General features: G+C 47.1%; 13 protein-coding genes and 1 other RNA gene. All 14 read right to left on the reverse strand.

Features of this window, described 5'->3' with window-relative positions:
* Positions 1 to 324: 324 nt before the first annotated feature.
* Entirely contained in the window at positions 325 to 588 is a 264-nt protein-coding gene (locus tag AC3WTP_RS21515; protein WP_492396713.1) for a pro-sigmaK processing inhibitor BofA family protein, read from the reverse strand.
* Complete coding sequence (locus AC3WTP_RS21520) at positions 588 to 869, reverse strand: DUF2508 domain-containing protein (RefSeq protein ID WP_492396677.1); 282 nt, start codon at positions 867 to 869, stop codon at positions 588 to 590. The genes AC3WTP_RS21515 and AC3WTP_RS21520 overlap by 1 nt, the downstream gene beginning before the upstream one ends.
* Before the next feature lie 186 nt (positions 870 to 1,055).
* Complete coding sequence (gene recR, locus AC3WTP_RS21525; protein ID WP_492396678.1) at positions 1,056 to 1,652, reverse strand: recombination mediator RecR; 597 nt, start codon at positions 1,650 to 1,652, stop codon at positions 1,056 to 1,058.
* Positions 1,653 to 1,783: 131 nt separating this feature from the next.
* Entirely contained in the window at positions 1,784 to 2,095 is a 312-nt protein-coding gene (locus AC3WTP_RS21530) for a YbaB/EbfC family nucleoid-associated protein (RefSeq protein ID WP_492396679.1), read from the reverse strand.
* Between the two features lie 36 nt (positions 2,096 to 2,131).
* On the reverse strand, positions 2,132 to 3,862 hold the full coding sequence (gene dnaX / locus AC3WTP_RS21535) for a DNA polymerase III subunit gamma/tau (protein WP_492396680.1): 1,731 nt from the start codon (positions 3,860 to 3,862) through the stop codon (positions 2,132 to 2,134).
* Between the two features lie 152 nt (positions 3,863 to 4,014).
* Positions 4,015 to 5,115, reverse strand: a complete 1,101-nt coding sequence (locus tag AC3WTP_RS21540; RefSeq protein WP_492396681.1) for an ATP-binding protein — start codon at positions 5,113 to 5,115, stop codon at positions 4,015 to 4,017.
* 188 nt (positions 5,116 to 5,303) lie between these two features.
* Positions 5,304 to 5,571: signal recognition particle sRNA large type (gene ffs, locus AC3WTP_RS21545), an RNA gene on the reverse strand.
* A gap of 98 nt (positions 5,572 to 5,669) precedes the next feature.
* Positions 5,670 to 6,266: a hypothetical protein gene (locus tag AC3WTP_RS21550; protein ID WP_492396682.1), complete on the reverse strand. Its 597-nt coding sequence runs from the start codon at positions 6,264 to 6,266 to the stop codon at positions 5,670 to 5,672.
* 35 nt (positions 6,267 to 6,301) lie between these two features.
* On the reverse strand, positions 6,302 to 7,240 hold the full coding sequence (locus AC3WTP_RS21555; RefSeq protein WP_492396683.1) for a helix-turn-helix transcriptional regulator: 939 nt from the start codon (positions 7,238 to 7,240) through the stop codon (positions 6,302 to 6,304).
* Positions 7,241 to 7,699: 459 nt separating this feature from the next.
* The gene (gene rpmE / locus AC3WTP_RS21560; protein WP_458570397.1) at positions 7,700 to 7,897 is read right to left on the reverse strand and encodes a 50S ribosomal protein L31; all 198 of its coding nucleotides are present in this window, start codon (positions 7,895 to 7,897) and stop codon (positions 7,700 to 7,702) included.
* A gap of 132 nt (positions 7,898 to 8,029) precedes the next feature.
* Positions 8,030 to 9,298 (reverse strand): radical SAM family protein, encoded by a 1,269-nt coding sequence (locus AC3WTP_RS21565; protein ID WP_492396684.1) that lies wholly within the window; start codon positions 9,296 to 9,298, stop codon positions 8,030 to 8,032.
* A 32-nt stretch (positions 9,299 to 9,330) separates the two neighbouring features.
* Positions 9,331 to 10,626: a transcription termination factor Rho gene (rho, locus tag AC3WTP_RS21570; protein WP_492396685.1), complete on the reverse strand. Its 1,296-nt coding sequence runs from the start codon at positions 10,624 to 10,626 to the stop codon at positions 9,331 to 9,333.
* A 392-nt stretch (positions 10,627 to 11,018) separates the two neighbouring features.
* Positions 11,019 to 12,272, reverse strand: a complete 1,254-nt coding sequence (gene murA, locus AC3WTP_RS21575; RefSeq protein ID WP_492396686.1) for a UDP-N-acetylglucosamine 1-carboxyvinyltransferase — start codon at positions 12,270 to 12,272, stop codon at positions 11,019 to 11,021.
* A gap of 514 nt (positions 12,273 to 12,786) precedes the next feature.
* Entirely contained in the window at positions 12,787 to 13,161 is a 375-nt protein-coding gene (locus AC3WTP_RS21580; protein ID WP_492396687.1) for a response regulator, read from the reverse strand.
* Between the last annotated feature and the right edge of the window lie 108 nt (positions 13,162 to 13,269).

Raw genomic sequence — 13,269 nt, forward strand, 5'->3', positions numbered from 1 at the left:
CCTGAGCCAGGATCAAACTCTCCATAAAAGTGTTTGACTTGCTCATTTGTATTGCTGACGAGTTTAACTCGTTATTTTCTAACATTCGCTCGTTGTTCAGTTTTCAAAGAACAATTTCAGCTCGATAACCTTCAAGTTATCTTAGCTTTATTTCGCCGTCTTGTTCAGCGGCGACCTAATTAATATATCACATCGTCGTTTTCGAAGTCAAGAACTTTTTTAAAGTTTTTTCGATGTCTTTCGACATCATTTTGTCTCTTTAAAATCGTTTCGTCCGAAGCGACGTTTATTAATTTATCATACGATGCAAGCTTTCGTCAACCATTAAAACCAAACCATTTTAAGGAATATAATTGACGCTAATCCCGGAACACCCAATACACCTACAGTAACCAGAGTCGCAGGGTTAGTCGGCACATGCACGTCGCCGATCCAACCCATCGTATTCACCATATATAACAGCACAAACGCCACTATACCGTGTACGACAAAGCCTGTGACAAAACGAGCCGCGCGAGGACGTCGAAACAGCAGAAACAACAGTGAGAGCAGCGATACCACAAATACGATGAGCATGATCGTCTTCATCACGTTCCACTTCCTCTCCTTGGCTGGTTTAGATAGGAATAATCATGCACTACTAATCCCACTCTCTTCGCTTGTCCAAGCAATACGGACAATCTAGCCTCCGTTGCTTTAAGCATAAAGATTGCATAATCAATCTCCTCCTGACCCGAGGCATAATCAAACTGCAGCTGTGCAGTTCTCCATCTCCTGAAGGCAACATGTATGTCGTGCAAGAGAAACTCTCTATCTAATTCCTCATGAAGATCATGTTCCTTTTTGCGATTCATCCATCTCCACATCATCTATCACTCCCCCCAGCCTGTCTAAATTAGACTATGGTTGTCCCGAGCAATATAGAACGTTAAGATTTATGACTCATCAATATTCAATTAGGCAGCCAAATAAACAAAAAGAGCCCCGCACCCCCGACTTATGCCGGAGAAGCAAAGGCTCCTGCTTATTGCAGCTTTATTATCGTTTTGCGCGAATCACAGCTCTCTACGGCCTTCCAACGCCTTAGATAAGGTCACTTCATCCGCATACTCCAAGTCGCCGCCAACCGGCAGTCCATGTGCTATACGCGTCACCTTAATGCCAAACGGACGAACCAACCGCGAGATATACATCGCAGTCGCTTCCCCCTCAATATTCGGATTCGTGGCAAGGATCAATTCCTTAACACGTTCATCGCTTAGCCGCTTCAACAGCTCCGCCAATCGAATATCTTCCGGTCCGACCCCCTCCATAGGGGAGATCGCCCCCTGCAGCACATGATAGTATCCTTCGAATTCCTTTGTCCGTTCCATGGCAACAAGGTCCTTCGTTTCCTGCACTACGCAGATGACCGATCCATCTCTTGATTTGTCCTGGCAGATGCGGCATGGATCCGTATCCGTAATATTGCAGCACACCGAGCAATAATGCAGATTGCGCTTTACATTGACGAGCGCCTTGGCAAAGTCGATCACATCATCCTCTTGCATGCGAATGACATGAAATGCAAGCCGCGCCGCCGTCTTCGGCCCGATTCCCGGGAGACGAGTGAAGGCGTCGATCAATTTAGCTATCGGTTCGGGATAATACAATGGCCCGTCCCCCTTTCCTGACCATCTGTCACTGCCAATTATATAGGCAGGCATACAAATAGTGGTGCCCTACCCTTAGTATAAGGATCAGCACCACTATCTCTTCTTAATCCGTATAAATAATTCTCGAATTAGAACAATCCAGGGATCTTCATGCCACCTGTAAATTTGGACATGTCATCATTGGCAAGATCTTCTGCCTTCGTCAACGCATCGTTAACTGCAGTAATAACCAAGTCTTGCAGCATTTCGATATCTTCTGGATCAACTACTTCTGGTTTCAGAGCGATGCTAAGTAATTTTTTGTGGCCGTTAACTTCAACAGTTACAGCGCCGCCGCCGGAAGTGCCTACGATCTTCTTGTCTGCAAGCTGCTCTTGCGCTTTCAGCATTTGCTCTTGCATTTTCTTAACTTGCTTCATCATCTGGTTCATATTGTTCATGACAATAAATCTCCTTTATTCTCCAAAGTTATGGGTTTATTCTTTTATGACAACGAGGTCTTCGCCAAACATATGAATCGCCTCGTCAATCCAAGGTTCTCGAGCTTGGTCCTGACCTTCCGGCTCCAGCTGAAAAGCCGTCTCCGGCTCTTCGGTCTTTGATTCAACCGAGTCTTCCCAGTCCTTCAACATCATCGTATCCAGCTGATAGTCCGCACCTAACACGTCACTAAGCACACGCTCAATAACCTGCTTATTAGATGGCTTCTCCGTCGTGTCACGATGAATCGTGTTCTTAAATGCGACCAGCACCTTGCCTTCAAGTGCAGAGACCGGCTCACCATTGACAAGCCAAGCATGAATCGTAACGCCCGCTTCCTTCACTCGCTGCAGCACTTGACCCCACTGACCGCGTATCTTCGCAAAGTTAGGAGAATTGTGATTCTCCACATACTGCTCGAATTGCGGAGGCTTCTTCGCGCCTGAAGACGCACGCTGCAATTGCCGCGCAGCAGGACGTTCCGCCCCGGAAGGATGCTGAGCTTGGTCGGCAGGCACCCCATTCTTCAGCAGTTGGTTCAACTTCGTCTCCAACGCGCTAACCTGCTGTTGAAGCTTCTGAACCAATGCATGATCTGCTGGAGAAGATTGAGCTTGCGCAACTGCGCTTGCCGGAGCATTGCCTTCCGTTGTCGCAATATGAAGCAGCGCCACCTCGAATAGCGTCTGCGGCTGAACCGCATACTTCATCTCGGTCTGGTAGCGATTGAGCGAATCAATAATCGCAAACAATCGATCTGTCGAGAATGAATCCGCCAATTCTCGGGCTAACTCTATTCGAGTCATCCGGCCAGTCATGCTCTCACCATTAGGTACGAGCTTCAGCATCAGAATGTCGCGGAAAAAGTACACCAAACTTTCCATGCATTTATCCGCGCTCTTTCCTTCCTGCATCAATTGCTCTATACCCGTCAATACTGTTGCGGCGTCCTGATCGCGAACAGCCACAGCCAGCTTGGCAAACTGCTCTTCGGGCATTCCGCCCGTAATGTTCAATACTTGTTGATACGTGATGCGTCCATCTGTAAAGGAGGATGCCTGATCCAATAAGCTCAGCGCGTCGCGCATACCGCCATCAGACAGCTTGGCGATGTATGTCAATCCTTCCCGTTCAGCCTCAATGCCTTCTTCACGGCAAACCAGCTCAAGACGCTCCACCTGTTCATCCAATGATACAGGCCGGAAGTCAAAGCGTTGGCAGCGCGAAATGATAGTCGCCGGAAGCCGATGAGGTTCCGTCGTCGCCAATATAAACATGACGTGTGCCGGGGGTTCCTCTAACGTCTTAAGCAGCGCATTGAAAGCCTCAGTCGTCAACATGTGTACCTCGTCAATGATGTACACCTTGTAACGCACCTCGGTTGGCGCATATTTTACTTTTTCCCGAAGATCGCGAATTTCCTCAACGCCTCGGTTGGAAGCGGCGTCAATCTCCACCACGTCCATAACAGCGCCTGCCGTTATACGGCGGCAAGCTTCACATTCGTTACAAGGCTCAGGACCTGGTCCATGCTCACAATTGACCGCTTTCGCCAATATCTTAGCTGCACTCGTCTTACCAGTACCCCGCGGTCCGCTAAACAAATATGCATGCGAAAACCGCTGCTCCCGCAACGAATTCTGCAACGTTTGAATAATGTGCTTCTGACCCACCATCTCTTGAAACGATTGTGAGCGCCATGCGCGATACAATGCAATATGACCCATGTTGTAACCTCGATAACAATCTTCTCGCTCTATCCATACTGCATATAAACGAGAGTGATAAGCAATCTTTTATATTATACTATATCACATTCATTAAAAAAACAGCCAATCCCCATATCAATTATGCAGGGAATGACTATAATTTACAATAACTAGTAAGGGATTGATATCGTAAAGATGGTGCCATAGCCTTTGGACGATACTCTGATCACACCGCCAATATCATGGATAATACGCTGGCATACAGCCAATCCAAGCCCCGTCCCATCCGCTTTAGTCGTAAAGAACGGGTCAAATATCTTGTCCATCAGAAATCCTGGTATTCCCGGACCTGTATCTCGAATCACAACCTGCATTCGCTTGCTTGACTCATCTGCCCTTACCTCTATTGATAAGGTGCCGCCCTCTACCATAGCTTCAATCGCATTTTTGGATACATTGATAAATGCCTGCTTGAGCAGCTCGCGATCCGCTACAACTGTATGACTGAGATCTCCACTGTCATATTGAACCTGAACATGATTCAGAGACGCCTCATCCTGAATGATCGGAAGTACTCCTTCCCACACCTGCTGGATATACAGCCTCTCCATGCATACTTGCTTCGGCTTGCTGAGAAGCAGAAACTCAGCCACCAGCTCGTTGATACGGTCAATCTCAGTCAGCATAATCTCGGTATGCTCAACCTCTTTCGTCATGCCCTTATTAGTAAACGACTTCTTGAACATCTGAATAAATCCTTTTATCGAGGTTAACGGATTGCGAATCTCATGTGCTGTACCTGCAGCAATCTGTCCGACCATAGTCAATCGATCGCTGCGCCGCACCTGCTCTTCTAATGAGCGAAGGTTCGATACATTTTTGAATATGACATAAGCGCCTTCAATGTCGTCGGATGAGTTGCGAAGCACATTGGAGTCCACCAACAAGTCATAACGATATTGATCATTCGTCCATGAGACCGCATGATTTCTTACGACTGCGCCTTCAAGCACTGAACGTTGGACAAGATGGTGCTCAGTAGGCATATCGCCAAACAATTCATTCATTCGGCGGCCAATAACTGCGTTCCGCTGCCATCCAAGAAGTTCACAAGCTGTGTCGCTGATCTCAACCAAATGAAACTGAGTATCCAATACCAAAACTCCCAGATTTACATCCCGTAAAAAGGCGTCTGCGAACTGCTGCAACAACGACAACTGCCGACAGCTTCTGTCTTCACGAACGTCTGAATGAGTGATTGGTCTATCCATAAGCATACATCCACCTCAACTTCAGATTGTCAATATGACAGGCGAAACGTGATGGTGAGCTATTTCTTTCGCCGTGACGAGGCCAGAATCCTGCTCATTTTTTCTTAAAACCGTATAAATATGTAAATTTTCGATAAAAACAAAAAAACACCGACTCTCATCGGTGTTCATGCTTGTTCATATGGAAACCGTGCACCTGTTATTGATAATTGCGATCCGAGCGGCACTTCTGTACAATGGCTCGGGCCAGGCTTCCCCTCGGCACATGGGTGAACCTACTTATGGCTGCTTCCTTCCGGACCTGACCAGATTCATAGGTACCCATTGCGAAGGACCCGACCGTCAACACCACGTGCAGACTCCAGACCTCACATCGACAAAACCTCTAACAGGAATTCAACCTCGCTATAGCGGATTGCGAGTTACAGGGCACCGCTGCCTCCCCATCTAGCACGGCAAGGATTAGTATAGAACATTTCTGGACAAAGTGCAACCTAAGTCAAACATTTACAACTCTCATCGTGCGGCGCAAGCATGATCTGGGGCACCTATGTTCAAATAGATGCTTCTGCAGAATCCGCAACTCCATCGCTTTCCTTAACAGCCCCCTGCCTGATCAAGCTGAGACCAATTGTAATTAACGTCGCTAATATTCCTGCACTAATATAGACGATATCAGTAGCTTGAGGGAGCACAAGGATCCATCGTAATATGAAGGCGCTAGCTACCGTACCGCTGAATCCAAGCAGCAACCAGAATACATTCAATTCGATCGACTTACGCTTTACCACTGCCAGCTCTACAAGGATACATCCAGCTAGAACAACAGCCACGGTCGCTATACCCAAGCCCGCAAGCAATGCCGACTGATCAGGAGCAGGAAAACCTGCGTTGGGAATTGCCCGTCCTAAAGACTTGAACACAAACACACTCAATCCGACGCTCAAAAACGAACCCGCCGCTGATTCCAATCCAACTTTCAACCATTTATATGAGCCTAATGAGACACGACGAAGCTTGCAAACCCACACTTCTGCCAATCCTGCCGCAACGGCAAGTATGATCACTCCCAATACAGTCTGGAATGAATAGTTCCCCCGAACAATGTCAATAAAGAAGCCGAAGCCATACTCAATTATCCTCTCCATCATATATGTGTCCCCCCCATTACCACATACGACTGCTATTACTCTTCGTTCAGTTCCTCAAACTCCAGATTCACCGGATGATCCGGGAGTTCATGTATACCTTCACCAAGCGTATCTGTAGTCGGTACAGATCGATCGACCTCTTCTAGGCGTATTCCGTCAATCCACACCTGACCCGGACCAATGAGCAGCACCCCGAACGCTACAGCACCAGCATTATCCGCAACATCTAACACAACATCATACGACATCCAATCTGTTGTTCCCTTGATCGTTCTGTTCTGCATATTATCGAAGGCCAACGCTTCTTCATCCTTGCCGTCGATCCGCATCCATAATCCCGCCGAATTCACCTTCTCTGTCTTGATGAACCCTGTCAAACGCACCCGTTTTCCACGATAATGATCCGCTTTGACCATTTGCATCAATGTGCCGAAGCCTTGGGTATTCGCGTCTGGATTACCCTTGATCGTCCCCGAAGCTGTCCCTCGGTTCACAACTTTACGATCAACACCCACCTCATACTGATGCGGGTATACCCCTGTCAGCATCCATCCTTTAGGAACATTGCGATGATTCACGTACGCTTGCTCTTCATCCATATGCGGCGACTCCATATCCATATCTTCCTCCTTATGTGTAAATGGTCTAAATCCTCTACGATATTGCTGTGGAGTCAAAGAATAGAAGCGACTAAAGGCTCTGGTGAACGAATCTTGGCCAGAAAAGCAGTATTCCAGCGCTATATCCAAGATTCGCTTGTCCGTATGAAGCAGTTCTACCGCCGCTTCCGTCAACCTTCTCTCCCTTAAATAGGCCGCTGCGCTCATGCCAACGTGCGACATGAAGATACGATGCAGATGAAAGCGTGACACAGCTGTATGGCGAGCAATATCGTCATAATCGATATCTTCTTTCAGATGCCGTTCTATGTAGCGAATAGCAGCCTTAACCCACTGCTTATGCTCAATCCACATTATTTCCACCCCCCCTCGTACTCCACATGTAGATCGTACCGTATATGGCAGAGTCTGTTTTTACATTTTGTGCTCTGTTTACTGGAGAATCATATGTTCGACGAGCTGCATCTAATTTTCCTTTTTAAAGGGTCGGAGTCCGCTTGATTTCGTATGTATGTAAGACGGAATTAACCTATTATCTCAGTAATCAGCATGGTTTTCAGATGCTGTAACGGGGTAGAACCCTGTTATCTTACCCACTGGACTCTAATCATTCGATACCATGCTTATTTAACAGGGTTTAACCCCGTTATCACGCCAATCTACATGGGAATTGCACCTGTAACAGGGTATTTCCACGTTATCGCAGTCACAAAGTACAAGCGTCTGCACTCGCCGTCATGAATATATATGTAAAAAAATAAACTCCCCCGCCATAAAGGCAGAGGAGCTCGCTGTATAACATAACGTATAAAATTAGATGCCGTATTTCTTTTTGAAACGATCGACACGACCACCAGCATCCAGGAACTTTTGCTTACCTGTGAAGAATGGGTGGCAAGCGGAGCAAACCTCGACTTTCAGGTTTTCCTTAACGGAACCTGTTTCGAAAGAGTTGCCGCAAGCGCAAGTAACAGTCGTAGCATGATATTTCGGTTGAATTGCTTCGTTCATCGAATTCACCTCTTTCCGCCCTGAGCCCTTTGCGTGCCCAGAGTTATGTTGACACAAAGTGCATTATAACACACAGCGCTCGTCCACGCAAGTAAACAATACGTGGTCATCCGGCAGTCCTTAGCGCTTAGACTAGTACCGAGCTTTCTCCCGCGCCAATAAAGCAGGCGGCACATGTGTATAAGAGCCGATCACCACATCAGGCAGCTCCTCACGGAAGATATCGATCATTTGCTTCATCCCCAGCATCTCACCCTGAGCTTTAGGGATAAGCTCCAGATAGCTCTCCGGATCGATGTTCAGATTCCGCAATTGAATCAAGCGCAGCTTCGTTCGACGCGCAAACTCCACCATCGCCTCAATCTCTTCCTCGCGGTCCGACACACCTGGGAACACCAAGTAGTTGATGGAGGTGTATACCCCTTGCTCGGAAGCATAACGCAGCGACTTCTCCACATTGGCAAGCGTGTAGCCGCGCGGGCGGTAATACGCGTTATAGTGATCGTCTAGCGCACTGATCGTGCTAACACGCATCAGATCTAGACCGGCATCAACGATTCCACGAATGAAATCGGTAAGTCCCGCATTCGTGTTGATGTTGATGTATCCCATATCCGTCTGGCGGCGAACTTCCTTAATCGCCTCGATAATGATCTTGGCTTGTGTGGAAGGCTCGCCTTCGCAGCCTTGCCCAAAGCTAATGATCGATTCCGGCGTCTTCAGATGCTCCATCATAATCTGGACAAGCTCATCAACTGTCGGCTTAAACTTCATCCGTGTCTGTGGAGCAGGAAAGCCGCTGTCATCTGGCTGTTCCGATATACATCCGAAGCAGCCCGCGTTACACGAATAAGATACCGGCACCGCGCCTTCCCAACGCTGCAGGAATGTATTCGACGCCGTCAGGCACTCATACTCCAATGCACAGTTAGATAAATGCTGGTACAGACGGTTCTCTGGATATTTCTCATTCAGAGTAACAACCTGTTTGCGCAGCTCGTCACGGTCGCAGTTGAGCGGATCCCACTTATACGGGTCATCGGACGGATGCGCCGCGACAAAGAATTGACCGTCCTTCCAGACTACAGCTGAATAGCCAAAGAGCGGAAGCTTCTGCTCTTTATCTGTCTTCACATAAGCCGGGATATGCAATCGAGTATATCCTTGCGGCAGCAGTGCGCCAACAGCCTGCACATTACCTTTAATGGCGGCCATCTCGCCCGTATCCGGATCAAGTCCTATTGGCCGCGTACACGGCAATCCAACTAGAGTCGCGCCTTCAGGCATCGGAATGAGCTCATCGTCCATAATCTCTACAATCATGTCACCGCTTCGAGCCAGCCCTATCATTGATTCATGGTCAAATATATTTCCTTCTGCATCCGCGTACACTACATTCATTATTACTTATGTCCTCCCCAGTAGCTTATGCGTTAGCTGACGGACGAACTGCGTGAGCGGCGAGTTGGCGGCCCACTAATATTTCCACTCAAATCAAGCGCAGCGAAAAATTCTTCATTCGTCTTCGTGTCACGCATTTTCTTAATGAATTGATCTACGATCTCATTGCTCTCCGTCATATTTTTACGAATTGCCCACAATTTATCCAACTCTTCCTTCGACAGAAGCATCTCTTCACGACGTGTGCCAGAGCGACGAATGTCGATAGCAGGGAAGATGCGGCGTTCAGACAATTTGCGATCCAGATGGAGTTCCATGTTGCCTGTACTCTTGAATTCTTCGTATATAATATCGTCCATACGGGAACCCGTTTCAACAAGCGCTGTTGCCAAGATGGTCAAGCTACCGCCTTCTTCAATGTTACGCGCAGAACCGAAGAAACGCTTCGGACGATGGAAAGCTGTCGGGTCGATACCACCGCTGAGCGTACGCCCTGATGGAGGTACAACCAGGTTATAAGCACGCGCCAAACGAGTAATACTATCGAGGAGAATAACTACGTCCTTCTTATGCTCAACCAAACGAAGTGCGCGTTCCAATACCAATTCCGTTACTTTAATATGATTCTCCGGCACCTCATCAAATGTGGATGCGACTACCTCGCCCTTCACCGAACGCTGCATATCTGTTACTTCTTCCGGACGCTCATCTATAAGCAGCACGAACAGTTCAATATCTGGATGGTTAGTGGAGATGCTGTTGGCGATCTCTTTAATAAGCATGGTCTTACCTGCTTTAGGAGGAGCAACGATCAGACCGCGCTGGCCTAGACCAACAGGCGCGAGCATATCCATAATTCGCGTGGAAATCTTATCAGAGGATGTCTCTAAAACAAGCTTCTTCTGCGGATAGAGAGGTGTCAATGCTGGGAAATGAAGGCGCTGAGCCGCTTCTTCCGGATTTTCGCCGTTGACGGCGTTAATTTGCAGCAAACCGAAGTAACGTTCATTTTCCTTAGGGGGACGGCACTTGCCGGATACCAAATCTCCTGTACGCAGATCAAACCTGCGAATCTGTGATTGAGAGATATAGATATCTTCCGCGCTTGGCAAATAGCCTATCGGCCTCAAGAAACCGAAGCCCTCTGGCAGAATATCAAGAATACCTTCCAAGAACAAGAATCCGCCTTGCTCCGCCTGCGCGCGCAAAATGGCAATAATCAATTCTCTCTTCTTCATCTGACCATAGCCAGCAATCTGAAACTGCTTCGCGAGCTTGTATAACTCAGCCAATTTCTTTCCTTCCAAATCGGACATTTGCAGATCCATATAATACAACTCCTATTCTCATTCTCATATACTAACAGACATATCAGGGTCATGATCTGTATGCGGGAGATAAATTTTCAATATAAGTACTTGCGATGAGGATGTAAATCAGCTGTTAGGTGTGAAATATTATGCAATCTATACGGAGTATAGGTGTTTATTAAGCCCATTGATTCATCCACTAAAAACTTCTGTAAAGAGAGCACATGATGCATGCACTCTCTTATGATCTATTAAACTTAACTAAAACATTATCGTTTGGGTGTGTAACCGATAGACAAGGGATAGGCATCAGGATTCGAATTTGTCAATGAAGGTGACAAGTAATGGACTGGTAACAGATGATAAATACTCGAAGGTCATTACTATAGACTTACCCAAGTTGGTACGACTTATTCAGTGTGGCGCCATACTTCCGCACCGAGATGTTGAAGATTCTCTACTAATCGATGATAGCCGCGGTCAATATACTCTACACCTGTTATTTCGGTAATGCCGTTTGGAACTATTAATCCTGCTATTACAAGCGCCGCACCAGCTCGAAGATCGCTGGCACATACTTTGGCGGCATTCAGTTGACTGCCCTCAATAATAGCCGAGCGCCCTTCCACTCGAATCTTAGCACCCATACGATGCAACTCTGGCACATACTTAAATCTGCCGCTATATATAAAGTCCGACAGCATGCTGGTTCCCTTGGCTTGGGTCAGCAAGCTAGCCATTGGTGATTGAAGATCGGTAGGGAATCCAGGGTACACCAGCGCCTTAACATCCACAGGGGTATATTCCGGCTTGCCAATTACGCGTATGGATTCATCACCCTCGATACATTCAACACCCATTTCTTGAAGCTTAGCTGTCAAGGCCTCCATATGCTTCGGAATGATGTTGTCGATAATGATATCGCCGCGTGTCGCTGCGGCTGCAATCATGTATGTTCCCGCTTGAATGCGGTCTGGAATGATGGAATGTCGACAGCCATGCAGCCTGTCTACACCCTCGATACGAATCGTCTCGGTTCCCGCACCTTTAATACGTGCGCCCATCGAGTTCAGCAATGTAGCGACATCTATGATCTCAGGTTCTTTGGCTGCGTTCTCTATTGTTGTCAAGCCTTTAGCTCTTGAAGCCGCCAGCATAATATTAATCGTTGCGCCTACGCTAGCAATATCTAAATATATCTTAGCTCCCTTCAACTCACGCGCATAAATGTGCACGGACCCATGGTCGTTGGTGACGGTTGCTCCCAGCGCTTCAAATCCTTTAATATGTTGGTCTATTGGACGAGGCTCAAAGCTGCAGCCCCCCGGCAAGCCAATGATGGCTTCACCAAAGCGCCCTAGCAGCGCTCCCATCAAATAGTACGATGCGCGAAGCTTCTTGACGAGCCCGTTATGCATCGGGATGGATATCATCTGTGACGGGTCGATGCGCATAGTGGAATCACTGCACTCTACGATACCGCCAAGCTCTGTAATAATCTCGGTATAGGTTACAACATCACTAATCTCCGGCAAGTTGTCTAGGACAACCTCCGTTTCCGCTAAGATGGCAGCAGGCAATAACGCAACTGCGCTGTTCTTCGCTCCGCTAATCTGTACGGTACCGCACAGCGGCCGCCCTCCGCTAATCATTAACTTTTCCATTGTGTGTCCCGTTCCCCCTACAACATGTATGAAATCAATACCGCATCAAGCCCGTTCATGTTGCAAGATGGATCTGCTACTGCGGGATGACCATACGAAAGCTTGCTTGCTGTTGCTGCAAACAGCTCTATTCTAGAGCCTAATTTCATACCATGTTTATTATCCTTGTGAGCATCTTAGCATCTTATGCTTCAGGTTTCAAATACTGGCTTAATCAACATTCATGCTATAACACTAAAAATGGGAAGAACACCGATAAACGATGTTATTCCCATATGCTTTAACACATGTGTGTACAAAATCGCTTAATATGCTTGGTCATTGCTGCTAAACAAACGAATCTTGTTCGCAGCCAATATCTCGTACTCGAGTTATTATACCACAATTGCCCCCGGTAAAGTAAACAGCCTCTTGACAACTGGAATGTGTACAGTATAATAATCTGTCACAATTAGCAGCATGCCAAATAGTACAATAGAACCCATAGAGAGACATATGAAGTCAGCATATCCGATTAATGTGAAGGTGCATGAAGGATCCCATTTACAGCGATACGCATCTCATCAATATCAAATGGCTTCGTAAAATGCATAAGCGCCCCCAGCTCCGTTGCTTCCTTAATCATGTCCAGCTCGCCATACGCCGTCATCATGACCACATTCATGGTCGGCTCCATCAGCTTAATCTGCTTCAGTATTTCCAAGCCATCCATTCCTGGAATCTTCATATCCAACAATACGATATCAGGCGTTTCATTACGCACGATGTCTAATGCAACCTTGCCATTAGGGGCCTGATAGGTGATATACCCCTCGCTGCCGAATACCTCCATGAGAAGAACCCTTATACCGTTCTGGTCATCCACAATTAATACTTTCTTATTATTCACTTGGCACCCCTCCCGCTGTATATCACTTGGGGTACTTATTCGAGTTCAATTGTTAAATTCCTCCTTACATTCTACATTTCAACTAAACATTTGTGAGTTAAATGAAAA

It is taken from the genome of Paenibacillus sp. EB106-04-04-XG159, from assembly GCF_058791835.1.